The 24314-nt window shown below is 65.9% G+C and carries 20 protein-coding genes; 13 read left to right on the top strand and 7 right to left on the bottom strand.

Translation table 11 applies throughout. The features are described from left to right. Positions 1–171: 171 nt before the first annotated feature. Positions 172–882: a glycosyl hydrolase gene (locus ACRB8A_RS11415; RefSeq protein WP_050687021.1), complete on the bottom strand. Its 711-nt coding sequence runs from the start codon at positions 880–882 to the stop codon at positions 172–174. Between the two features lie 350 nt (positions 883–1232). On the opposite strand from ACRB8A_RS11415, the gene ACRB8A_RS11410 reads away from it, so the two are divergent. Continuing rightward, entirely contained in the window at positions 1233–2252 is a 1020-nt protein-coding gene (locus ACRB8A_RS11410) for an ATP-grasp fold amidoligase family protein (protein WP_432244727.1), read from the top strand. A 24-nt stretch (positions 2253–2276) separates the two neighbouring features. Here the strand turns inward: ACRB8A_RS11410 and wecB are convergent, their stop codons facing one another. Genes wecB through ACRB8A_RS11395 form a run of 3 tightly spaced genes read right to left on the bottom strand, consistent with a single transcriptional unit; the run spans position 2277 to position 4377 of the window. Continuing rightward, positions 2277–3428 (bottom strand): non-hydrolyzing UDP-N-acetylglucosamine 2-epimerase, encoded by a 1152-nt coding sequence (gene wecB / locus ACRB8A_RS11405; protein ID WP_050687026.1) that lies wholly within the window; start codon positions 3426–3428, stop codon positions 2277–2279. A gap of 60 nt (positions 3429–3488) precedes the next feature. Beyond that, positions 3489–3755: a hypothetical protein gene (locus ACRB8A_RS11400; RefSeq protein WP_432244726.1), complete on the bottom strand. Its 267-nt coding sequence runs from the start codon at positions 3753–3755 to the stop codon at positions 3489–3491. Between the two features lie 55 nt (positions 3756–3810). Next, positions 3811–4377: a YdcF family protein gene (locus tag ACRB8A_RS11395; protein WP_235504665.1), complete on the bottom strand. Its 567-nt coding sequence runs from the start codon at positions 4375–4377 to the stop codon at positions 3811–3813. An 82-nt stretch (positions 4378–4459) separates the two neighbouring features. On the opposite strand from ACRB8A_RS11395, the gene thiL reads away from it, so the two are divergent. Genes thiL through rsmD form a run of 4 tightly spaced genes read left to right on the top strand, consistent with a single transcriptional unit; the run spans position 4460 to position 9423 of the window. Beyond that, positions 4460–5503, top strand: coding sequence for a thiamine-phosphate kinase (gene thiL / locus ACRB8A_RS11390; RefSeq protein WP_432244725.1), 1044 nt, complete (start codon positions 4460–4462; stop codon positions 5501–5503). A gap of 22 nt (positions 5504–5525) precedes the next feature. Further along, on the top strand, positions 5526–6512 hold the full coding sequence (locus ACRB8A_RS11385; protein ID WP_432244724.1) for a DAK2 domain-containing protein: 987 nt from the start codon (positions 5526–5528) through the stop codon (positions 6510–6512). Further along, positions 6502–8769: an ATP-dependent DNA helicase RecG gene (locus ACRB8A_RS11380; protein WP_056597376.1), complete on the top strand. Its 2268-nt coding sequence runs from the start codon at positions 6502–6504 to the stop codon at positions 8767–8769. Before ACRB8A_RS11385 ends, ACRB8A_RS11380 begins: the two co-directional genes overlap by 11 nt. Before the next feature lie 39 nt (positions 8770–8808). After that, a complete protein-coding gene (rsmD, locus tag ACRB8A_RS11375) occupies positions 8809–9423 on the top strand; it encodes a 16S rRNA (guanine(966)-N(2))-methyltransferase RsmD (protein WP_050687035.1) in 615 nt (204 codons plus the stop codon). Positions 9424–9432: 9 nt separating this feature from the next. Here rsmD and ACRB8A_RS11370 read toward each other — a convergent pair whose 3' ends face one another. Next, positions 9433–10221 carry a spermidine synthase gene (locus ACRB8A_RS11370; protein WP_432244723.1) on the bottom strand — a complete coding sequence of 263 codons (789 nt, stop codon included), beginning with the start codon at positions 10219–10221 and terminating at the stop codon, positions 9433–9435. Next, entirely contained in the window at positions 10221–11450 is a 1230-nt protein-coding gene (locus tag ACRB8A_RS11365; RefSeq protein ID WP_235504666.1) for an aminotransferase class I/II-fold pyridoxal phosphate-dependent enzyme, read from the bottom strand. The genes ACRB8A_RS11370 and ACRB8A_RS11365 overlap by 1 nt, the downstream gene beginning before the upstream one ends. A gap of 43 nt (positions 11451–11493) precedes the next feature. Here ACRB8A_RS11365 and coaD point away from each other — a divergent pair, with 43 nt between their 5' ends. From coaD to ACRB8A_RS11325, 8 genes are all read left to right on the top strand, one after another. Then, the gene (gene coaD / locus ACRB8A_RS11360) at positions 11494–11994 is read left to right on the top strand and encodes a pantetheine-phosphate adenylyltransferase (RefSeq protein WP_050687040.1); all 501 of its coding nucleotides are present in this window, start codon (positions 11494–11496) and stop codon (positions 11992–11994) included. A 123-nt stretch (positions 11995–12117) separates the two neighbouring features. Next, entirely contained in the window at positions 12118–12642 is a 525-nt protein-coding gene (locus ACRB8A_RS11355) for a YceD family protein (RefSeq protein WP_082178371.1), read from the top strand. 36 nt (positions 12643–12678) lie between these two features. After that, the gene (gene rpmF / locus ACRB8A_RS11350; RefSeq protein WP_009356569.1) at positions 12679–12882 is read left to right on the top strand and encodes a 50S ribosomal protein L32; all 204 of its coding nucleotides are present in this window, start codon (positions 12679–12681) and stop codon (positions 12880–12882) included. Between the two features lie 21 nt (positions 12883–12903). Then, positions 12904–13629 (top strand): ribonuclease III, encoded by a 726-nt coding sequence (rnc, locus tag ACRB8A_RS11345; protein WP_050687045.1) that lies wholly within the window; start codon positions 12904–12906, stop codon positions 13627–13629. Positions 13630–13635: 6 nt separating this feature from the next. Continuing rightward, positions 13636–14595 carry a bifunctional DNA-formamidopyrimidine glycosylase/DNA-(apurinic or apyrimidinic site) lyase gene (gene mutM, locus ACRB8A_RS11340; RefSeq protein WP_432244722.1) on the top strand — a complete coding sequence of 320 codons (960 nt, stop codon included), beginning with the start codon at positions 13636–13638 and terminating at the stop codon, positions 14593–14595. A 447-nt stretch (positions 14596–15042) separates the two neighbouring features. Continuing rightward, positions 15043–15432, top strand: coding sequence for a hypothetical protein (locus ACRB8A_RS11335; protein WP_157370907.1), 390 nt, complete (start codon positions 15043–15045; stop codon positions 15430–15432). A 4-nt stretch (positions 15433–15436) separates the two neighbouring features. Further along, positions 15437–16774 carry an MFS transporter gene (locus ACRB8A_RS11330; RefSeq protein WP_285240984.1) on the top strand — a complete coding sequence of 446 codons (1338 nt, stop codon included), beginning with the start codon at positions 15437–15439 and terminating at the stop codon, positions 16772–16774. Further along, positions 16771–17814 (top strand): hypothetical protein, encoded by a 1044-nt coding sequence (locus ACRB8A_RS11325; protein ID WP_231686109.1) that lies wholly within the window; start codon positions 16771–16773, stop codon positions 17812–17814. The genes ACRB8A_RS11330 and ACRB8A_RS11325 overlap by 4 nt, the downstream gene beginning before the upstream one ends. Positions 17815–17845: 31 nt before the next feature. Here ACRB8A_RS11325 and ACRB8A_RS11320 read toward each other — a convergent pair whose 3' ends face one another. Next, positions 17846–24187, bottom strand: a complete 6342-nt coding sequence (locus tag ACRB8A_RS11320; protein ID WP_432244721.1) for a DUF4082 domain-containing protein — start codon at positions 24185–24187, stop codon at positions 17846–17848. Positions 24188–24314: the final 127 nt, after the last annotated feature.

Raw genomic sequence — 24314 nt, 5'->3', positions numbered from 1 at the left:
AATCCTCCCGGATAAAGATGGTTGAGACCATTCGGCAGAGTACAGGCGATCGGAGACACCCGTCCGCATATTTTCGTGGCCCCGGTGACCATTTACAAGGGCAGGAGGACGATGGGTCCCGGCTTTCGGCGAATTCAGCCGGCGCCGATCTGTGCCGGCGCGGTGGGTCCGCTACAGTGACCGGTACAGTTCCCCGGTGTCCGTCAGCGAACCATCTTTCCGGAAGAGCGCCGAAGCACCCATGATCGGATCGTTTTCGGCGCGGGTTTTCCAGGCAAACCGCTCAACGAAGGGCATCTCCCGAAGGCCCGCAACGGTGTCCGCCATAAACGCCCGGATGTCCTGGGCCGAGTGCCGGCTGGGTCTCTTGGCGGTGGCGTCCCAGTCGGCCACGGCGTACTCGGTGATCCACACGGGTTTGCCGTAGTAAGCGTGCACCTTCCTGACGGTGTCCAGGAATGCGCCGGCATCGGGTGACGGGTACATGTGCATCGCCACAAAATCCACCCGGAGCTGCTTGGCCTCGCAGGAAGCCATGAACCGCTTGAGCCAATCCCCGAGCGGCTGGACAGGGGCCGGGGAACCGAGCCGGAGGCCCGGCTCCTCAAGCTGGGGCCACAGGTTCACGGCCCTCGACACGCTCATGTCTGCCTGCGCCGGATGGTCCGGTTCGTTGAAGCCCAGCAGCGCGGCCGCGCGGCTGAGGTCCAGCTCCGACCGGACCTCGTCCACGGAGCCTTGCCGGACGCTCTCGCGGCCCCAGATCATGGGAATAAAATCAGCCCGGGGCCGCGCTGCCGGAAAGCCTGCGCCCCAGGAGTAAAACCAATCCACGTCCAGTGAGTTGAGCTGGTCGACGCCAAACATCTTCCCGATCGACATGCCGATGCCCTTGCGGGCGAAATCCGGCCGTACGGGAGTCCCGGGCTCCTGCGCAGCCTGTTGCGGCGTGCAGCCGGCCAACGCAGGCACCGCCGCGGCCGTGAGCAATGCGTTTCGGAGAAAGCCGCGCCTGTCCACTGGTTCCCTTTCCGGAGGCCGGGCCGTTTGCCGCTGCCGTCCGCCAATTCTTTCACGATTTCATGACCCACAGTTTCGCCCTTAGACTTGCACCGGGCTTTGCCCGGCGCCGCTGCGAGCAGGCCGGACAAATGCCGAAACAACTGAAAAATGGGGGATTTCCAGCAATGTATCCACAGGGCTTTAACAGGCCAAAAATCGAGTCATCGTTCTTGAGTTTTGTCGCCGACGAATTCCGCCGGCGGGGGACAGCCCGTCGGGGCGAATTGGCACAGAAGATCATCTCCCATCCCTTCGTGGAAAACCTGGGGATGCGGGTGCCGCAGCGGCTCGCAGTCCTGGAAGCGCTCGACGGCCTTGCGGATGCCGGCCTGCCGGACCTCTTTGTGCTGAAGCTGGCCAATGGCTGGTCATCACGCGGCGTGATGATCCTGGAGCGGCAGGGCCCCGACCGGTTTTTTGACCACATGGCACTGCAAAACCTGACCCTGGATTCCATCAAGGATATTCAACTTGAAAAGGCCGCGTCCTTTGCTACAAAAGCCCCGGTGTGGATTGTCGAGGAATTGATCCACCACACGCTGGGTGTGGGGGCGATCCCCTTTGACTACAAGTTCTACTGTTTCCGGGGCCGCGTTGGCCTGATTGTCCAGATTGACCGCAACACCGGGCCAGTGAAAATGGCACTTTTTGATGGCGATTTCCGCCCGCTTCGGCGCAACACTGATTACGTTTTGTCGGAAACTGCCCGGCCGGGAATGCCGGTGATTCCATTGCACGCAGCGGAAATGCTCTGGTGGGCGCAGCGCCTCTCCCTTGAGGCGGATTCGCCGTTTGTCAGCATTGACATGCTGGACAGCCCCGAGGGACCGGTCTTTGGCGAATTCACCTACTCGCCGGGTGGAACGCACCGGAAGATCTTTGTGTTCTCCAACGACATGCTGGACAAGCTGGACGCGCTGATGGACGAAACCGCACCGGAAGCAGACGCCCTTGCAGCCTCACCCCTGGAGCTCCGGAGGGGCTTGGCCAAGCCCGCAGGCCTGCCGTACCGGGCCTGGGCAGGCTACGCCTACGGCGGTGGAGCCCGTGGCGCCGAGCGGCTTCACACCTTCTACAAAGACCTGGCAGTTGACGGCGGCGAGGATGCCCCCGGATACCAGTGGTACCGCCACCTCGCCGCGCGGTGGGCAGGGATCCGGGACAGGCTGCGCCGGGGCCAGCTGGGCTGATCTGCCCGGCCCCGCCGGCCAGCGCTAATTTCCCGCGTAGTCGAATTCCGGAGTCCGCAGCCCCACACCGAGCAGCTCCGCGATGGCAGCCACGGTCCGGCCTGCTGCCGCGCCGTCGCCATAGGGATTCACCGCGTTGGCCATGGCGGTGTAGTCAGCGGGATGATGCAGCAACCGGCTGACCTCATCAACTATCCGCTGTTCACCGGTGCCGATGAGGCGGACCGTTCCGGCGTGCTCGGCTTCGGGCCGCTCGGTGTTGTCGCGCATCACGAGCACCGGCTTGCCAAGGCTGGGCGCCTCCTCCTGCACGCCACCGGAATCCGTCAGCACCACGTGCGCCAGGGCAAGCATGCGGGTGAATTCCCCATACGCCAGTGGCTCGGTCACGATGACATTGGCTTTAGCTTCAATGGCCGGCAGTACTGCCTCCCGGACAACCGGATTCTTGTGCGCGGGAAGAACAATGACCAGGTCGGGTTCCGCATCGGCCAGCCGCGCCAGCGCGCGGCCTACGCCACGCATGGCATCCCCCTGGTTTTCGCGCCGGTGCGTCGTGACCAGAAGGATGCGGCGCCCGCTGGCGGCCAGTCCGGCCAGGCGCGGGTCCGTGAAGGGAATCTCCTTGCCCACCGTTGTCAGGAGCGCGTCAATCACCGAATTGCCGGTGATGACAATGTCTGCTTCGGAAATCCCTTCCGCCAACAGGTTCGTTTTGCTCGTAGCCGTCGGGGCCAGGTGCAGGCTGGCGATCTGGCTGGTGATTTTGCGGTTGCCCTCTTCAGGGAAAGGCGAGAACAGGTCGCCGCTGCGCAGGCCCGCCTCTACGTGGACCACCGGGATGCCGTGGTAGAAAGCGGCGATGGCTGCCGCCGTTGAGGTGGTGGTGTCACCCTGGACCACCACCGCGTCAGGCCGGGCAGCCGCAAAAAGGGCGTCCAGGCCATCAATGGTGCGGGTCATGATGCCGGACAGCGACTGGCCGGGCTGGAGGATGTTCAGGTCGTGGTCCGGTTCGATCCCGAACAGGCTGTTGACCTGGTCCAGCATTTCCCGGTGCTGTCCGGTAACTGTAACCACGCAGTCCAATCCGGCGGCCTCCTGCAGCGCCAGGACGATCGGTGCCATCTTAATGGCCTCCGGACGCGTCCCGAAGATTGGCATAACAACAGGCATTGGACCCCCAAGGTTAGGAATGGAAACAAGAACTGCGGCTGCCGGGGCGCCGGCGACCGCTCAGAAAAACAGCACCAGCGCGGCGAGCAGGGCCGCCACGCCCAGCAGGGTCAGCAGGACCAGTACGCCGGCAATGCGGCGTTTGGCGCTGTGGCTGACCCGCCGGTGTGGGCGGGGCGGAGCAGCTTCGTCCGGGCGCCGGCCTGCACTGCGTGGCCGGCCCGCCCGGCTGGACGCCTGGAACCGCTGCCGCCGAAGATGGCGCGGGGCCCCGGAAAGAGGCTGCTCGGACGGGTCCACCGGGTTCCCTTCAGTTCGGCCGGACATTTTTATTGATTCTAGCCGCGGCGGCACGGGTGCCCCGATCCGTGCCGGGAACAGCTCAGCATTGGGGCCGCACGGTGGCGTCCAGCAGGCCGCCGGTCTCCACCACAAACCGCCAGAGCCAGTCCCCGGGCCCCATCGACGCCGGCGCGGGAACCATGTGCACCTCCGCGTCCGTGCACTGGCGTACCAGGGTTCCAGCGCGGGTTGCGTGGAAGTCGGAGGTCACCACGGTCACGGATTTCCAGTGGTTCAGCTTCACCAGGCGTTCAATAGCCATGGCCTCACCCCTGGTGTTCAGGGGATCCGGCCGGAAACACACCAGATCCGCGCTGGGGAGGCGCGCCGCGTCGCATGCGTCGTCCGCGGAGGCGTTGCCGGCCAATCCCGTTTCCGCCAGGACCAGGACCGGGATGTCCAGCTCGTCCTGCAGCCCACGGGCGGCGGGCAGACGGTCTGCGGAGAGGCCGCCCAGCATGATCACGGCATCGCTGTGCTGCTTGTCCGCGGGGGGAACGTTCACAAAGAGTTGAAGCGCCACGATCAGCCACAGCACAAAGCCGCCGCCTGCAACCACCGCGAACCATCGCGTGGCGGTATTCACCGCGCTGGTTGATAGGCGCACGCCCCTGAGTCTGCCATGGGCCGTGCCCGCGGGGAAATTCTCCGGCCAGGTCATTGTCGCAGCAGCGCTGTACCGTAGTGCCGTGCCACAAAAGTCCTCCACCAGCCCCGAACTGCTGCCCGTCTCAGCCCTCTCCGAAGCAGGCCTGCTGGCCAGGATCTTCCCGCGCCTGGCCCTGGGGAAGCCCCACACCGATGCCACGCTGCTGGGCCCGGGCGATGACGCCGCAATCATTGCCGCACCGGACGGCCGGACTGTGATCAGCATTGATACCCAAATCCAGGACCAGGACTTCCGCCTGGTCTGGCCCAACGGGTACCGGACCACCGGCTTCGACGTGGGGTGGAAGGCGGCCGCACAAAACCTCAGCGACATCAACGCCATGGGAGCCACCCCAACGTCCCTGGTGGTCAGCCTCACCCTGCCCCCGGAAACCCCAGTCAGCTGGGTCGAGGCGCTTGCCGACGGCCTCGTTGCCGGGATCAAGGAACTGGTTGCCACCCGGTGCTCCGTTGCCGGCGGCGACCTGGGCCGCGGCAGCGAAATCGGCGTTACCGTGGCCGTGCTGGGCAGCCTGGACGGCGGCGCACCCGTTCTTCGCTCGGGCGCCAGGCCCGGCGATGTGCTGGCCATCGCCGGTACCGTGGGCCACGCTGCCGCGGGCTTGGCGCTGCTCGAATCGGACAACGCCCTCCAGGGCCTCACCCCGGAGCAGCGGCTGCTCCTTGAGCGCCAATGCCGGCCGCAGCCACCACTTTCAGCCGGGCCCGCCGCGAGGCTGGCCGGTGCCACCGCCATGCTGGACATCTCGGACGGCCTGCTCCGGGACGGCCTGCGGATGGCCACAGCCAGCGGCGTGGCACTGGACCTCGACCCGGCCCGGCTGGCAGTCCTCGCGGAAGGGCTGGCCCCTGCGGTGGAGCTGCTGGGAACGGATCCTTCCGGCTGGGTGCTGGGCGGTGGCGAGGACCATGGGCTGCTGGCGACTTTCCCTGCCGGTATACAGCTTCCTGCAGGATTCACTGCGATAGGCTCAATAGAAGCACTGGGAATCGAAGAAAGCCCGGTCGTCAGAATTGCGGGCCGGGCCGCAGACACCGGGGGATGGGATCACTTTGCAGACTAAGGTTGCTGCCAACGCGCAAGCGATGAAGCGATGGTTGGGCAAGGCCGAAACCGCTTTGGGCAACCACAGCGACCGTCTTAACGCCATCAACATCTTCCCCGTGGCAGACGGGGACACCGGCACCAACCTTTATCTCACCGTCCGTGCTGCCGCCCGCGCCCTGACGACAGGCGCGGACCAGCCGGCCCAGATGGACGTCGGAGTTGTCCTGGCCGCAGCGGGCCAGGCGGCCATGGAAGAAGCCCGGGGGAACTCAGGCACCCTGTTTTCCGTGTTCCTCTGCGCGGCCGCCGAACCCTTGGCAGGGCACACCAGGCTCACTTCCACGTTGTTGGCTGCCGCCCTGCACCGGGCCCAGATCCGGGCCTGGTCCGCGCTAAGCGACCCTGTCCCCGGGACCATGCTGTCCGTCATGGAGGCGGCCGCCCGTTCGGCCGCAGCCGTGGACGCCGCGCACAACGGGGATGACAGCAACCATGCCCTGGGGCTGGCCCTTGATGCCGCCGTCGAGGGCGCCCTCGCAGCCGTCATCCACACCGAAGACCAGCTGGACGCCCTCACCACGGCCCGCGTTGTGGATGCCGGCGGCGTTGGCATGCTGCTGATCCTGGACTGCCTGCGGTCGGCCGTTATGGGCCAGGAACTGCAAAGCGAACTGGTGGATGGCCTGCATGGTTACGACGTGTCCGATCCCCACATCCATGCCTCGCTTCCGGACGACGACGGCGTGGAAGTTATGTGCACCATTTCCCTGTCGCCATTGAATGCCGCCACTTTGCGGCAGCGCCTCGACGAGATCGGCGAGTCCGTCATCATGAGCCAGGTGGGCGCGGGTGCCGACCCTGACGGCAATTACCGCTGGCGGGTCCACGTCCACGTGCCCGAACCGGACCAGGCCGTCAGTATCATCGAGTCGCTCGGCAGCCCCTCGCAAATCAGCATCAGCGACCTCGCGCTGCCACGCGACCCTGCTGCGGACGCAGTGAACTCCAGCGGGCATGAGCGCTGAATCGGACCTGCCCCTGGAACGCCGGATCGGGAAAAAGTCCGCAGCGGTCATGGAAAAGCACCTGGGCATCACCACGGTGGAAGGGCTTCTCGGGTACTTTCCCCGCCGCTACATGACCCGTGCCGAACTGACGCCCATCGCCGGCATCCCCCGCGATGAGGAAGTAACGCTGCTGGCCCGGGTTGTCTCCAGCACCACCCGGTCCATGCGCGCCCGCCGCGGCACCATCACCGACATTGTCATCTCCGATGATGACGGCGCCCAGGGCCTGCGGCTGGTGGGCGGCCAGGACTACCACGGCACCGTCCCCGGCACCCTGAAGATCAGCTTCTTCAATGCCTACAAAGCCAAAGCCGAACTCGTCCCAGGGCAGCGGGCGCTCTTCTCCGGCAAGGTCACCAGCTTCAACGGTGCGCTGGGCCTCACCAACCCCGATTTTGTCCTCCTGGACAACGACCCCTTCGCCAACGGCAGCAAAGACCCCGAAAAGATCGCTGCCATGCCCATCCCCGTCTACCCGGCAACGGCGAAACTTCCCACCTGGAAAATCCAGGCCGTCATCAGCACCCTGGTGGAAACCGCGGACCTTGAGGCCCTGCCGGACCCTGTTCCCCGCCTGGTTGCCCGACGGGAGGGTTTCCTGTCCATCGCCGAGGCTTACCGGCTGATCCACCAGCCGGAAACCGGCGCTGACTGGAAACGCGCGCAGGAGCGGTTCCGCTACCAGGAAGCCCTGGTGCTGCAGACCTCGCTGGCGCGGCGCCGCGCAGCGGTTGCGGCCGAGGAAGCCACCGCCCGGAAGCCGGATCCCGCAGGACTGCTGGCCGCCTTTGATGCTGACCTGCCGTTCACGCTCACGGCCGGCCAGGTGGATGTGGGCGAAACGCTTGCAGCGGAGCTCGCCCTCAACCACCCCATGAACCGCCTCTTGCAGGGCGAAGTGGGCTCCGGGAAGACCGTCGTGGCCTTGCGGGCAATGCTGCAGGTGGTGGACGCCGGCGGGCAGGCGGCGCTCCTGGCGCCCACCGAAGTGCTGGCCGCCCAGCACTATGACTCGATCCGCCGCACCCTGGGCCCGCTCGCAGCGGACGGGCTCCTGGGCGGATTGGGCGGCAGCGGCTCCGTGCAGGTCACACTGCTCACCGGGTCCATGTCCGGGCCGGCGCGGAAGCAGGCCATGCTGGACGCCGCAGCCGGCACCGCGGGCATCGTGATCGGCACCCACGCCCTCCTCAGCGACAACGTCTCCTTCTACGACCTTGGCCTGATCGTGGTGGACGAACAGCACCGTTTCGGCGTCGAGCAGCGGGACGTGCTCCGGGCAAAGGCACGCAAGCCCCCGCATCTGCTGGTCATGACCGCCACCCCCATCCCGCGCACCGTTGCCATGACGGTGTTCGGCGACCTCGAGACCTCCACTTTGGACGAACTGCCCAAGGGCCGTGCGCCCATCACCACGCACCTGGTGGGTCTGTCTGAGAACCCCGCCTGGGCGGGCCGGATCTGGGCGCGTGCACGGGAGGAAATCGACGCCGGCCACCAGGTCTATGTGGTCTGCCCCAAGATTGGCACCGACGACGACGGCGACTTCAGCCCTGGTGAATCCGGCCCGCCGCCGGACGAAGCCGGTCCGGATGCCCGCGAACTCGCGTCGGTGACTGCCGTCGTCGAACACCTGCTGACCGAACCGGCACTTGCCGGAATTGCACTGGCACCCCTGCACGGGCGCCAGGACCCGGATACCAAACGGGCCGCCATGGCTGGATTCACGGCCAACGAAACCAAGCTCCTGGTCTCCACCACCGTGATCGAGGTGGGCGTGGACGTCCATAATGCGACCCTCATGGTGATCCTGGACGCCGACCGGTTCGGCATTTCCCAGCTCCACCAGCTCCGCGGCCGGGTGGGCCGTGGCGGGCTGCCGGGCACCTGCCTGCTGGTCACGGCCCTGGAACCCGACCACCCCAGCCGCCGCAGGCTCGAGGCCGTGGCGGCAACCACCGACGGTTTTGTCCTCTCGCAGGAAGACCTCAAACTCAGGCGTGAGGGCGACATCCTCGGCGCGTCACAATCAGGCGGCCGGTCCACCCTCAAGCTGCTGCGGGTGATCGACCACGGCGACCTCATCGCGCAGGCGCGCGGCGACGCGCAACGGCTGGTGAATATGGACCCCGGCCTGGCACACCATCCGGAACTGGCCCAGGCCATTGACAAGTACCTCAACCCTGAAAAGGAGGCGTTTCTTGAACGCGGTTAGCACGGCACCCTGGACCTGCGGCGCCGGGGCGGGACGCCGGTGACCCGCATCATTTCCGGGGCTGCCGGTGGCACGCCCCTGGCCGGCGTCCCCGGCTCGCTGACCAGGCCCACCACGGATCGCGTCAAGGAAGCACTCTTCTCCCGCCTGGACGCGTTTGATGTGATCTCCGGTGCCCGGGTTTTGGACCTCTACGCCGGATCCGGTGCGTTGGGGGTTGAAAGCGGCAGCAGGGGAGCGCTGGCAGTGGAACTTGTTGAATTTGATGGGAAGGCCAGCGCCGTCTGCCAGCGCAACGCAGACCTCATCAACGGCGTGCTGGGCCGCAAGGCCGTGACCGTGCACCGGTCCAAGGTGGAGCCGTTCCTGGACCGCGCCGCGGCGGACGCCGTCTGGGACCTCGTGTTCCTGGATCCGCCCTACCCGTTGGATGAAGAAGCACTGTCCGCTGTGCTGCTGAAGCTCGCAGCGCATCTCGCGCCGGGCGGTGTGGTGGTGGTGGAACGGTCCTCAAGGTCGCCGGAGCCGGCCTGGCCGGGAGGAATGGACCGGTTTGCCGGGAAAAAGTATGGCGAAACCATGCTGTGGTTTGCCGAGCCGTTTGTTCCGGACGCCATTGGCGACGAGGACGTTCCGTCAGTCACAGGCTCCTGAAGGGCGGCGTCAGCCGGTCAACTGGTCCAGGTCGACTCCGGCCAGCACTGTCCCCGGATGCGGCCCGCGCGCTGTCAGCTCAGTGCTCCATGCGGCAGGCCAGGGCCACTGCGTCCCGGCCAGGATGATGTTGCCAGGGTGGCGGCCCGCAAACATGCCGGACTCGGCGAAGACTGCCACATCAGGCATGACCTCCCGCAGCGCCGCCACCTGGCTGCGCACCAGGGTAAGCCCGGGCTCGTCCCCCACGTTGACGATCAGGACGCCGTCCGGGCTGAGGACGGCGCGCGCCTCCCGGTAAAAGCCGGCGCAGGCAATATGGGCCGGCGCCTCTGGTCCGGAGAAGATGTCCAGGATCACGACGTCGAACGCCGGGTCCCCGCCGAAGCCCGCCAGGGCGTCGCGCGCGTCGCCGATGACCTGGTGCAGGTCCGTCCCCTCCGGCAGGGGGAGTTGCTGCAGGACGAAGTCGAGCAGTTCCCGTTCCAGCTCCACCGCGTACTGCACGGACCCAGGGCGGGTGGCCTGGATGTAGCGGGCGAGGGTCAGGGCGCCGGCGCCCAGGTGCAGGGCGCGGATGGCTTGGCCGGCGGGAGCCGCGAGGTCCACCACGTGTCCGATGCGGCGCAGGTACTCGTAGAAGATCTCCGCCGGCTGTGCCAGGTTGACGTGTGACTGCTCCGCACCGCCGATGCTCAGAACGTAGCTGCCCGCCGTGAAGGCATCCGGTTCCACCGCTGCATGCTGTCCGGTGGTGCGGAGGAACCGCTCCGTCCGTCCGCTGCTGTCCCGCCGCATCAGAGCCGGCTGCTGAGGGTGGCGAGCCGGGCTGCGGCTTCTTCAAGCAGGTCCGTCTTTTTGCAGAACGCGAACCGAAGCAGGCTGCGGGTCCGTTCGGCGCCCTCGGGATGGCAGAACACCGGGACGGGTATGGCTGCGACGCCCACCAGGTCCGGCAGCCTGCGCGCAAGGTCCACGGAGTCGCTGATGCCCAGCGGCGCCGTGTCCACATTGACGAAGTAGGTGCCTTGCGGGGTAAAGACGTCGAAGCCCGCGTCCCGGAGGCCGGCACTGAGGATGTCACGCTTGCGCGCCAGGGTGGCGGCGACGCCGTCGTAAAATTCATCCGGCAGCGCGAGCCCGGCGGCGATGGCACCCTGGAACGGCGTGCCGGAACTGTAGGTGAGGAACTGCTTGACGGTCCGCACCGCCGCCACCAGGGCTTCGGGGCCGGTGAGCCAGCCGATCTTCCAGCCGGTCAGCGAAAACGTCTTTCCCGCGGAGGAAATGGTGATGGTGCGGTCCGCCGCCCCCGGCAACGTGGCCACCGGGATGTGCCGGACCCCGAACGTAAGGTGCTCATACACCTCGTCGGTGACGATCAGGGTGTTGTGGCGCGCCGCGAGGTCAACAACCCGCTGCAGGACCTCACGTGGGAAGACCGCGCCGGTGGGGTTGTGGGGATTGTTCAGCAGCACCACCTTGGTGCGGTCGCTGAATGCTGCTTCAAGGGCGGCAGGGTCCGGCAGGAAGTCCGGGGCAAGCAGGGGAGCGGTCACATGCGTGGCACCGCTCAACCCGATGACCGCGCCGTAGGAATCGTAGAAGGGCTCAAAGGTGAGGACCTCATCGCCCGGGCCGGCGAAGGCCAGGAGCGACGCGGCGATACCCTCGGTGGCTCCCGTGGTGATGATCACCTCCGTGGCAGGGTCGGGCGTCAGGCCGTAGAAGCGCTCCTGGTGCGCGGCAACGGCTTCACGCAGCTCAGGCATGCCCTTTCCAGGGGCGTACTGGTTTGCCCCGGCGGCTATGGCCGCCTGCGCCGCGGCACGTATTTCCGCCGGTCCATCCTCGTCCGGGAAGCCCTGCCCCAGGTTGATGGCGCCCGTCCGCGAGGCAAGTGCCGTCATCTCCTCGAAGATGGTGATGCCCAGGCCGCCGTCCGGAGCGAGCAGGTTGGCGCCGAGCGCTGTCCGCTGCCAGGGGGCGGGGGCTGAAGGGGTGAAAAGTTCCCGGTCCGGATGCATCCAGTCATGGTATCCCGGCCTTTCCATGGGGTAGGTTCGGTGCATGAGACGCGCTGTCTGCCCCGGATCCTTCGACCCCATCCACAACGGCCACCTCGAGGTCATTGCCAGGGCGGCCGGACTCTTTGATGAGGTCATCGTGGCGGTGTCCACCAACCCTGCAAAGACGTACCGGTTCTCCCTGCCGGACCGCCTGGACATGGCCAGGGAAACCCTGGCTTCGCTTAGGGGCATTGTGGTGGAACCGGTCGGTGAAGGACTCCTGGCCGATTACTGCCGCCAGCGGGGGGTCTCCGCGATCGTCAAGGGGCTCCGATCCTCCTCGGACTTCGACTATGAGCTGCCCATGGCCACCATGAACCGCCAGCTCAGCGGCGTGGAAACGGTTTTCCTCCCAGCGGAGGCGCACTACATCCACCTCTCCTCAACACTGATCAAGGAAGTGGCCGGCCTGGGCGGAAGTGTGTCCGACTACATCCCCAGGTCGGTGCAGCGGCGTATGCTCACGGGCGAGCCGCCAGCGGATCGGCCGGCAAAGGGGTAGGCTGGACCGGTACTTCGGCGCCGCCGCCTGCCCGGTTTGAGTCCCTGCGGCTCTTCAGGCTAGGATGGTACGTCGGTCATATGTTCAACAGGAGTTCTCATTAAAAGAGATGCTGGTTCGCCCTTGGCGTTCGACGTCAAGGACCTCGGGCGCAGCCCGGGAAGCATGCGGACACTGACGGAACATGTACCCGCACCAGGTGATCTTGGTGTGGCACTCATTGGTGTTCAGGAAGGCTCGGAAATCGAGCTGGATCTGAGGCTTGAGGCCGTACACGAAGGAATTCTGGTATCAGGAAGCGCATTCGTTGAAGTAAAAGGCGAATGCGGCCGATGCCTGGATCCCCTTGCGTATGACCTTGAGGTACCTGTGCAAGAACTTTTCTTCTACGAAGACGCTGTGTTTTCGGACGGGGAAGATGATGAAGAGCAACGTCGAGTCGAGCACGATGTAATCGATCTTGAACCGGTGTTGCGGGACGCGGTTGTCACCAACCTGCCGTTCCAGCCGGTGTGCCGGGAAGACTGCCAGGGCCTTTGCTCCGAATGCGGAGTACGCCTGGAAGACGAGCCGGGGCACCACCACGAGGTCTTGGATCCTCGCTGGGCTGCCCTAGCTGATATGGCTAAGCCTGACCGGCAAAATTGATTTGTACGTGTTTGTCTAGAGAGAAATGAGTTAGCCGTGGCTGTCCCGAAGCGGAAAATGTCTCGCTCGAATACCCGCGCCCGCCGCTCGCAGTGGAAGGCGACCGCCCCCCACCTGGTGAAGACCGTTGAAAACGGTCAGGTTACTTACAGCCTGCCCCACCAGGCGAAGGTCGTCACCGACTCTGCCGGCACCGCGCTGTTCCTTGAATACAAGGGCCGCAAGGTCGCAGACGTCTAATCGGCCATCCAGGCTGACTTGATGTCTTCAACTGAAGAGCTTCTGAAGCGTCTCGGTGTCATTATTGACGCCGGGACGCTTCGTCTTGCGCTCACACACCGCTCCTACGCGTATGAAAACGGTGGCATCCCCACCAATGAGCGGCTGGAATTCCTGGGCGACTCCATCCTTGGGTTCTCCGTTACTGACGCGCTCTACCGCGACAACCCCGGGCTGCCCGAGGGGGACCTGGCCAAGCGCCGGTCCGCCGTGGTGAGCACGCGCGCCCTCGCGGGCATCGGCCGAAGCCTTGGCATCGGCGAGTTCATCTACCTGGGCCAGGGCGAAAAACTCACCGAAGGCCGGAACAAGGCCTCGATCCTCGCGGACACGATGGAAGCCCTGATCGGTGCCACGTACGTGTCCAACGACATCGAAACTGCGCGGCAACTGGTGATGCGCCTTGTGGGTCCGCTCCTGAAGGACGCCGCCGTGCTCGGTGCCGGGACCGACTGGAAAACCAGCATCCAGGAGCTCGCCGCGAGCCGCCAGCTCGGCACCATCCACTATGCAGTGGACGGCGCCGGCCCGGACCACGCCCGGACCTTCAGCGCAGTGCTGCGGATCGGCGGGACCGACTACGGCAAGGGCGCCGGCCACTCGAAGAAGGAAGCCGAGCAGGAAGCAGCCGCCGACGCCTGGCGCGTGCTTTCGGGAACTCCGGGGAGCGTCGAGGCCGGCGCCGCCGGCTCCGGGGCCCAAAAGTAGGAATCCATGCCTGAACTGCCCGAGGTTGAGGTGGTCCGCCGCGGCCTGGCGAGCTGGGTCAGCGGCCGGACCATCGAGGCCGTGGACGTGCTCGATCCCCGGTCCATCCGCCGCCATGCCCTTGGCGTTGAGGACTTCCGGGGCAACCTGGAAGGCGCCGTGGTGACGGATGTGGTGCGCCGCGGGAAATTCCTCTGGCTGCCTCTGACGGACAATCCGCACTCAACGGACGGCGCCGCCGCCGAACCTAAAGTGGCGCTGATGGCACATCTGGGCATGAGCGGCCAGCTTCTGCTCCAGGAACACGACGCTCCTGACCAGAAGCATCTCAAAGTGCGCTTCCGGCTCAGCCGCCGCGACGGCATGCCCGCCCAACTGCGGTTCGTGGACCAGCGGATCTTCGGCGGACTGTTCGTCACGGCCCTGATCCCCACTGACGACGGCGGCCCGGGCGGCCTGTCAGCCACACCGGTGCCGCTCATTGCCGAGGAAGCCGCGCACATTGCCCGCGACCCCCTGGACCCGGCATTTTCCTTCCCGCTGTTCTACGCCCGGCTGCGCCGCCGCAGGACGGGGCTGAAAAGGGCCCTTTTGGACCAGGGCCTGGTGTCAGGCATCGGGAACATCTATGCGGATGAAGCCCTATGGCGCGCCCGGCTGCATTACGCCCGGCCCACGGATACGCTGCGCCGCAGCGACGCGGAGCGGGTACTGGAGAGCGCCCGCGAAGTCATGACGGATGCGTTGGCAGCGGGCGGCACAAGTTTCGATTCCCTTTACGTCAACGTCAATGGGGCATCGGGGTACTTTGACAGGTCACTGGACGCCTATGGGCGCGAGGGCCAGCCCTGCAAGCGGTGCGCCGCCGCGGGCATCCACGCAAACATCCGGCGGGAGCAGTTCATGAACCGCTCCTCCCACACCTGCCCGGTCTGCCAGCCTCGCCCGCGTAACGGACGCTGGTAGGCCCCGGCGAAGTCTGCGGAATTCCGGTGCGGAAAGCGCGGGAATGTTGTGGGAATACACCTATGAAGTGGCATTCCCCGGTGCCAGACTGGGCGCATGTTGGTGAAGCGTTTGGTGCTCATTGGAGCAGCTGCCGCCATAGTCCTCGGGGGCTCGGCCGTTGCCTTGGACAGCATTGCCCGCCAGCAGGCGGACAGCTCCATTCAAGCGGAACCCGGGGGCCGGGAAACGGCTGGCGGGTCCGGCACGATGTCCGCTGCACCGCCGCCCGGAACGCCTGCCTCAGAGCCCGCAGCGCAACCGGCCGATAGCCCAAACCAAGGCGCCGGGGAGGGGCAGGTCAGCGGTGACCGGCCGCCCCCCGGTGTTGCCGCCGGAGTGCCCGAACCTGACGAAAAACCGTTGGAGGTTCTGCCGCCGGTCACCGCGCCACCTACCGGACTGCCCATGCCTGCGCCGCTGCCGGCCCTGATCCGGGCACCGTTGCCCGCGACCGCATCGGCCCAAGGTAAGACCGTGGACGGTTTCCCGTCCCAGGTGCTGAGCTTTCCGGAAGGAACGGTGATTGTCTTCACGGGCGTCAGCTCGGACGGCGACAGGCTTCAGGCCACGGCAGAGGGGATAGTCGGGCTCAGCCGCGATGAGGTGGCAGGCTATTTCCAGCAGATCCTCCAGCCCAAAGGCTTCACATCGGAAGACGCCGCGTCAGCGGCCGACCAGCAGGCCCGGCGTCTGAGCAGGGGCACCGACTCCGTGTCAGTGACGCTGTCTACTACAGGAACGGGCAGTACCCGTTTTTCCCTCCTGGGGAACTTCACCGCCGGGCCGGCGGCTTAGATCCATGTACATCTCCATGTCGGACCGCCAGGGCGGCAGGAAAAGCACGGTTGAAGAAAGCCAAGGCACCCCAGCGCCGCCTTTCCGGCTTTCCCCCGCCATTCTCTGGCTCGGCGTGGTCAGCATGGCCACAGACATCTCCTCCGAATCCGTGGCGGCGGTGCTGCCCCTCTACATCACCGGTTTCCTTGGCCTGTCCGTGATCGCGTTCGGTGTTATTGACGGCATCAACCAGGGCGCCAGCGCGTTGGTCCGCATTGCTGCGGGCTGGGCTTCGGACCGGGCCGGCAGACCCAAGGCTGTCGCCATGGCCGGCTACTGCCTGTCCCTGGTGGCCCGGATCGGGTTCCTCTTCGCCGGCGGGTTCTGGTCGATCGCCGCAGTGGTCACGGGCGACAGGATCGGCAAAGGGATCCGGACCGCACCCCGCGACGCGTTGATTACGACGGCGGCACAGCCTGAGCATCTGGCGAGGCACTTTGGTGTTCACCGCCTGCTCGACAACATCGGTGCCGCCGCCGGACCGCTGATCGCCTTTGTCATCCTCATGCTGATGCCCAACGGCTATGGCACAGTCTTTGTGGTTTCGCTCGCTTTCGCCGCCATCGGGGTGGCAGCCCTGGTGTTGGTGGTTCCCGATCTGCGCACCGGCCGGCCCATCCGGCGGCAGAGCCGGGTGAAGAAGGCCAGGGCGGCCGAGCCCGGTGTGCTCAGGGAGCCTGCTCTGGAGGCACGGCGGCGCAGGATTCCGGCGATCCGCTGGTCGATGTTCCGCGAACCCGGCCTCGGCCGGCTCCTGGTGGCATCAGCTGTCCTGGGCGTCCTGACCGTTGGCGATGGTTTCATTTACCTGGTCCTGCAAAACAAGGACCAATTCGCAGTGCAGTGGTTCCCGTTGCTGTATGTCGGTACCAACGTTGTGTTCCTGCTGCTGGCCGTTCCCATGGGCCGGCTGGCCGACACGTGGGGCAAGGGAAAGGTGTTCCTGGCCGGGCATGTGGCACTGCTGGCCTGCTACTTCCTTGCTGCGGCCCCCGCCATGGGACTGACTGGAACGCTGGGCTGCCTGGTTCTCCTGGGAGCCTTCTACGCCGCCACCGACGGGGTGCTGTCAGCTTTCGCCAGCCAACTGACCCCACAGCACAAACTGGCCACTGGAATCGGCGCCGCGCAGACTGTTGTGGCGCTCAGCCGCGTGCTGTCGTCCACCCTATTTGGTGTGCTGTGGTTCGTTGTGGGCGCGTCTCTGGCGATGGTGATCGTCGGGTGCCTGCTGGCGGTGGCCGTTCCGGCCTCGTACTTCATCCTCCGGAACGCCCGCTACCAGGGCACGGCTGCGTGAGTCCGGAGACCGAAGCAGCGCCCAACCGGATGCGGTGGGTTATCCTCTTGGTGGTCACTGGGGTGGTCCTGGCAGGAACCGGGCTGTACGCGGTGATGGCGTTCCAGCGGCTGCAGGAGAGCAGCGCTGCCCTGCCTTCCGTCATTGTCACTTCGGGCGGGGGGACGCTGCCGGATGGCCAGTATCTTTTGTTCCGCAACACGGCGGCCGGCCAGGGCTACGGTATGGCTGGCACCGTGCCCCTGGCCGATCCCACAGGCGCCCGGTCACTCAGCACCGTGCCGTGCGACAGGGTCTACTCGACGGGCAGCGGATTTATGTGCCTGGCCACCGAACGCGGCATGGTCACCCGGTTTGACGCTGCCCTGCTGGGTGGCAGCTATCAGCGGCTGCAGGATTGGTCGCTTAAAGGTATTCCCAGCCGGACCAGGTCGAGCGGCGACGGCAGCCTTGTCGCCACGACTGTATTCGTCACGGGTCACTCGTACGCTGCGGCGGGTTTCTCCACCGATACCGTGATCACCCATGTGGGCGGCGGAATGGCGCCGGATAACCTGGAGGACTTCGCGTTGATGGTGAACGGGCAGCAGGTCACCGCTGCGGACCGGAACCTATGGGGTGTCACGTTTGTCCCCGGTGAGCCCGATGCGTTTTATGCCACTGCGGCCTCTTCCGGCAGGCTCTGGCTTGTCCGGGGCAGCATCTCCCGGCGGACGCTGACTGCTGTAGCCGATGGTGTGGAGTGCCCATCCGTCTCGCCCGATGGCACCCGCGTTGCCTTCAAAACCAACGTCTCGTCGGGGTTGACTCCCCAGTGGCGGGTTGCCGTCCTGGACCTCGCCACGGGAACGCGCGTCACTCTCGGTGAGGAACGCAACGTCGATGACCAGGTGGAGTGGCTGGATGACCAGACGCTGCTGTACGGATTGCCGCGCGAGGGGGAACCGGGCGACAGCGACGTGTGGAGCCTCCCCGCCAAAGCCGGGGGAGCTCCGGCTGTTTTCCTGGAGCACGCCTGGTCTCCATCGGTGGTCCGTTGACCCTGAAGGGCTGGATAGGTCCTGCCCTCCGCTACGACGCGGGGGAGAAGACCACATCCACGAAGTAGTTCGTGGCGTTGCTGGTCAGGTTGGGCACAGCGGTGCCCGTTCCCAGCCTGTAAAGACCATTCCGGGTCGCGGCGGCGGTGAGGTAGCCCACTGTCCTGGCCTGGCTGAAATAGTTGGTGGTGAAGGAGTACCGGCCACGGGGTGCGTTGTAGGAGACGACGTAGTCCGTGTTGGCGGCCAGAAGGATCGGGGTGCCTAACGTCACCGTCTGCCAGCCGGACAGTGTTTCATTGGTGAATGCCACCCGCACCAGGCGGGCGCCGGCGGCGGTCCAGAGCGACCCATAGTGGGTTCCCGTGTTCAGTGCACCCTTGTGGAACCGGATGGCCGTCACCAGCCCGGTGCGTGTGGTCCGGAACGAAACGCCAAGTTCAATGGCCCGCGTCTCGCTGGAGATGGAGGATGCCGGGTTGACAGTGGCAAACATGGATTGGTTTGCCGGGTTGGCCGTGGTGAATTGCCAACTGGTGGGCGGCAACGCCGCACCGTCGGTGGAGATCACATTGACGGCGCGGACAGTCACCTGGGTGTTGGCAGCCAGCAGGCTGGCGGGGGAGAACGTGATCGTTTTGCTGTCTGCGGAAATGGCCGACGTGCCCGCCACGCTGGTCCCCGCCGTGGTTGCCTGCAAAGCCGATCCAGCCCGCAGCGCCGCTGAAACTGTCAGGCTCGGTTTGGCATCGCGGGGGACGTTCACCGCACCCGGCGCCGGTGTTTGGGCGCCCACCGTCAGCGCCTGCGGTGCAGGCGGAGCGGCCGGAGGTGCTGCCTGGAAGACGACGTCGACGAGGTAGTTGGCGTCGGATCCGTTGCCGGGGAATCCGAGGGAGTAGGTGAAAGCACCTGCGCCGGGGGCGGTTTGGAGTGGCCCGCTGGTGAGGGCTGTGCTGTTTCCGCCGGTGGTGGCGGAGTAGGTGCCGTTGGGAGTGGTGTAGGCGGCTGTGTATTCGGTGTTGGCGTTGATGGGGACGGGTTGGTTGAAGGTGGCGGTTTGCCAGCCGGCGGTGGTTTCGTTGGTGAAGGTGATGGTGGCGAGTTCCTGGCCGCCGGCGGTGTAGAGCTTTCCGGTGTGGGTGCCGGTGTTGCTGGCGGCCTTGTAGAAGCGGACCCCGGTGATGGTCCCGGCGGTGGTGCTGCTGAAGCGGACGCCGAGCGTCAGCGCCGTGACATCGTCGATGTCCCTGGTAGCGGGGGTGAGGGTGTCCTGATAGAGGGTGCAGGGGCAGGTTCCTGCGATGCGTGGTTCGGGGACGGTGGTGAAGGTCCAGGTGCTGCCTGCCGAGAGTTGCTGTCCTGTGGTGGAGGTTGCGGTGAGGGTGGCGGTGAAGGTGGTGGCTGGGGCCAGGGCAGCGGTGGGGGTGAAGGTTGCCTTGTTGGTGGCGGGGTCGTAGGCGGTGGTGCCGGCGACGGATGTGGTGCCGGGTCCGGTGAGGGTTATTTTGACGGTTGAGGCGGTGGCGGGTTTGGACAGGACGGTGGAGACGGTGCTGTCCAGTGCCACGCTGGAGGATCCGGCCAGGGGCTGTTGCCCGCCGGCGGTGAACGGCGGGTCGGGGAACTCCGCCACCACGTCCACCAGGTAACTCGCCGAGGACCCGTTGCCGGGGAACCCTGCACCGTTGGTGAAGGCTCCTGCGCCTTCTGTGGTGCGGAGTGGCCCGCTGGTGAGGGCGGTGCCGTGTCCACCGGGTGTTGCGGAGTAGGTGCCGGGGGTGGTGTAGGCGGCGACGTATTCGGTGTTGGCGTTAATGGGGACGGGTTGGTTGAAGGTGGCGGTTTGCCAGCCGGCGGTGGTTTCGTTGGTGAAGGTGATGGTGGCCAGCTGCTGGCCGGAAGCGGTGAAGAGGGTGCCGGTGTGGGTGCCGGTGTTGCTGGCGGCTTTGTAGAAGCGGACCCCGGTGATGGTCCCGGCGGTGGTGCTGCTGAAGCGGACGCCGAGGGTGAGGGGGACGCCGTCGTTGATTTCGTAAATGCCGGGGGTGACGGTGTCCTGGAAGAGGGTGCAGGGGCAGGTTCCTGCGATGCGTGGTTCGGGGACGGTGGCGAAGGTCCAGGTGCTGCCTGCCGAGAGTTGCTGTCCTGTGGTGGAGGTTGCGGTGAGGGTGGCGGTGAAGGTGGTGGCTGGGGCCAGGGCAGCGGTGGGGGTGAAGGTTGCCTTGTTGGTGGCGGGGTCGTAGGCGGTGGTGCCGGCGACGGATGTGGTGCCGGGTCCGGTGAGGGTTATTTTGACGGTTGAGGCGGTGGCGGGTTTGGACAGGACGGTGGAAACGGTGCTGTCCAGTGCCACGCTGGAGGATCCGGCCAGGGGCTGTTCCCCGCCGGCAGTGAGGGGAAGATCCGCTGCCTGGAAGACGACGTCGACGAGGTAGCTGGCGTTGGATCCGTTGCCGGGGAATCCGAGGGAGTAGGTGAAGGCTCCTGCGCCGTCTGTGGTGCGGAGTGGCCCGCTGGTGAGGGCGGTGCCGTGTCCGCCGGAGGTTGCGGAGTAGGTGCCGGGGGTGGTGTAGGCGGCGACGTATTCGGTGTTGGCGTTAATGGGGACGGGTTGGTTGAAGGTGGCGGTTTGCCAGCCGGCGGTGGTTTCGTTGGTGAAGGTGATGGTGGCCAGCTGCTGGCCGGAAGCGGTGAAGAGGGTGCCGGTGTGGGTGCCGGTGTTGCTGGCGGCTTTGTAGAAGCGGACCCCGGTGATGGTCCCGGCGGTGGTGCTGCTGAAGCGGACGCCGAGGGTGAGGGGGACGCCGTCGTTGATTTCGTAGATGCCGGGGGTGACGGTGTCCTGGAAGAGGGTGCAGGGGCAGGTTCCTGCGATGCGTGGTTCGGGGACGGTGGTGAAGGTCCAGGTGCTGCCTGCCGAGAGTTGCTGTCCTGTGGTGGAGGTTGCGGTGAGGGTGGCGGTGAAGGTGGTGGCTGGGGCCAGGGCAGCGGTGGGGGTGAAGGTTGCCTTGTTGGTGGCGGGGTCGTAGGCGGTGGTGCCGGCGACGTATGTGGTGCCGGGTCCGGTGAGGGTTATTTTGACGGTTGAGGCGGTGGCGGGTTTGGACAGGACGGTGGAGACGGTGCTGTCCAGTGCCACGCTGGAGGATCCGGCCAGGGGCTGTTGCCCGCCGGCGGTGAACGGCGGGTCGGGGAACTGCGCCACCACGTCCACCAGGTAACTCGCCGAGGAATGCGATCCTGGGAAGTCGCCGGAGTATGAGTAGGCACCGGCGTCCGAGTAAGTCCGCAGGTTTCCTACGCTCAAGCCGTTGCCGAACCCGTTGCCGGTTGCCGAGTAGGCACCCGTAAGCGACTTGTAGGCGACAACGTATTCCGCGTTGGCGTTGATGGACACCGGCTGGTCAAAGAATGCTGTTTGCCATCCGGAGGTGCTCTCGTTGGCGAAGGTGACGGAGGCGAGCTGCTGGCCACCGCCTGTGAAAAGGTAACCGGTGTGGGTGCCCGTGTTACCGGCGGACTTGTAGAACTTCACGCCGGTTACAGTTCCGCTGGTGGTGCCGGAGAAGCGGATCCCGAGGGTCAATGGAACGCCGTCCATGACCTCTTCGATGGCCGGGACCACGGACTCGTCATAGAAGCTGCAGGGGCAGGAACCTGGCGGTGGCGGGGAAACTACTGTGGTGAAGAACCAGGACCCACCCGAGCTGAGGGTGACCCCACTGGAAGTGGTGCCCGTGAGCGTCGCGGTGAAGGTGGTGGCAAGGGCCAGCGGAGCAGCCGGGGTGAAGGTGGCCTTCCGGGAGACAGGATCGTAGGCCGAGGCCCCGGCAACCGGCGCGCCATTTGCATCCTTCAGGGTCAGGCTGACCGTGGACGCCGTGACGGGCTTGGAGAAGATTGCCCCGACGGTGGAGCCCTGCGGAACACTGGACGATCCCGGGAGGGGCCACTGCCCGCCCGCGGAGAGTGGCGTGTTGTCGGTCAGTTCGAACAACGCATCGACGAAGTAGTTTCCGCTGTTGTAGCTGCTGGTGGGATGGGAGCCGGCCACACCGTAGACACCGGCCGGCGGGCTGCCGAAGCCCCCCGCCACGGTCAACGGGGGCTCGACGGAGCCGAAGCTGACCCACTGGTAGTTGGTGCTCGCGTAGTGGCCGTTCGGGGCTGTGTAGGAAACCGTGTAGGTGCTGCCTGCAGAGACGGCGACGGCCTGGCCGAAGCTCACCTTCTGCCAGCCGGAAGCTGTCTCGGCCGTGAAGGCCGCCGTGGCCAGCCGCTGGCCGGCGGAATTCCAGAGTGAACCGTTGTGTGTTCCCGTGTTGGCTGAACTCTTGTAGAACCGGACGCCGCTGATGAAACCATCCACGGTGGGGGTGATCTTCAATCCGAGCTCATACGCGCCGCCATCCTGGGCGTCGGGTATCGCTGGTATCTGCTGGCCAAATACGGAGTAGGGGCCGGTGAGCTGGGCGGTCCGGGTGGCAACGGCACCGATATTCGCGCTGTCGTCCACGGCGCGCACCTTCAGGGCAGCAGTGCCCAGACCTTTTTGGATGTAGGTGTATGTCCAGTTCTGCTTTCCTTGGGCTGGGTGCCAGGACGTGCCGCCGTTAGTTGAAACTTCGACGCCGGCCACAATGCCCCCCACGTCCGTGGCAGTCCCCGAGGCGGTGACGCTGGTCCCGTGCACCAGACCGGCGTTGTCCGCCGGTGCGGTGATTGCCACTGTGGGGCCGGTCGTGTCTGTGCTGCGCGCAGCGGCCGCCAGCGCGGTGTCCCTGGTGCTCGGCTGGGCACCCATGTCAGCCAGCAGGTTGATTTGGGCCTGCTGGATCCTGGGGTCAGCCGGCGCCCCGGGGCCGTCGTGTTCCTGATCCAGCCCCCAGGTCCATTGCACGGTTCCGGCACCGAAAACCAGTGCCCCACTGGCCGCCTTGTACAGGGTGAGGTTGTGGGTGGTGGTGCCAGCGGAAACAGTGTTTCCGTAGTCGCGGAGATACTCCGGTGTGGTTCCGGTCGAGGTGGACAGCCGGATCAGGCCCGCTGGCCGGAAACCGTTGTCCAGGTCTTCATCGGACTCATACCCCACAGTGTGTTCAGCCAGTGCGGCTGTGGAACCGGCAGCCAGGCTGGCCAGCGATGTGTTGCGCCAAAGCCGGGATTTTCCCTCCGCAGAGCTGACACGAATCGGCATGTCCGTGTAGTTGGACATGTACATGGTGCCGGTCAGCGCGTTTTCAGGCAGGCCGCCGCCGTTGGCTTGGGAGGCATACCGCGGATCCCGCCATGTACCGGTCCAGCCTGGACTGGGATCGATCTTGCCGTTGGCCCAGGTCTCCTTATACGAAGTGATGGTCCGGTGCGCGGCCCCGTCCACCGGGGAGGGTTCAAACCGCACGCGCCAATACATTTCGTTCCCTGAGAGGAACTGCAGGTTGACGCCCGCGTTCCGTGCCGCCTCGACGTTGCTGCGCTGTGGCCCGGACCAGTACTCGTCGTGGCCAACGGAGAGGAAAACCTTGTGGTTCAGCAGCAACGCGCCGCTGCGGTCGGTGTCCAGACCGCTGATATAGCTGACGTCGTAACCGTTCTTCTCGAGGAAGCGGACCAAGGGGTACTCATTGCTGAAAAAGAAGTCGCGTCCGTCGGTGCCGTTGCGGGTATTGATAGGCCGGTTGTAGCTGATTTTGTAGGCGCGGCCATTGGCGGCACCTTCGTAAAAATCGGAGCCACCATAGCTGTTGTAGGCCTGCCAGGTGGTGTCGGATGTTTGAAAGACGACGTCCGAGTGGCTGCTGTCGTTGCGGACCACGAAGGTGATGTGGCTGCTGTCGCCTGTGTCGGGGCGGGTGAGCAGGGCAAAGTACACGCCGGACACTGCGGTGGCCGGAACCTGCCATGTGGCCGAAACGGCCCAGGTCCCGCAATCGTAAAGTTCTGTGGCCGCGTCCCGCAGGCACTGCGGCTGGGTCTGGCGCGGGGCCGACGGTGTCACGTCGGCAATTTTCCGGGCGCCCAGGCCCTGGTACCAGCCTGTCCGGTAGATGGCGATGGTGTAGCTGGGCGCAGCAGTGTCGACTTTGAACCGCACTGGCTGGCCCGCATTGACGCTCATTTCCGTGGCGTACCCCTGAATGGATTCGTCACCGGCTCCGTCGATGTCCCAGACGTTGGGGTCAGCACCGGGCTTGGAGTTCTCGCAGGCGACGGCGTTGATCAGCGGTGCGCACGGGTCCGCGGCAGCTGCCGACGCCAGGAATCCCGCCGGAAGTCCCACCGGCAGCAGCGCGGCGAGGAGCGCGACGGCTAGTGGACCTACTATCCGCTGGAAGGCTGTGAGAGGCCGCTGGGCGGGGGATGCTGGCATGGGAACTCCTGATTTGAAGACGCGCAATGCGTTGGCGGCCGACATGGATGTGGCCCGAACCTTCACCGCCCACCCCAGAGGCGGCCAAACCAAGATATTCAGTTAATCCGGCTGATCTTTGAAACGC

This window comes from Arthrobacter sp. G.S.26 (assembly GCF_050847375.1).
GTDB lineage: Bacteria > Actinomycetota > Actinomycetes > Actinomycetales > Micrococcaceae > Arthrobacter.
This window is presented reverse-complemented; position numbering and strand designations above follow the sequence as displayed.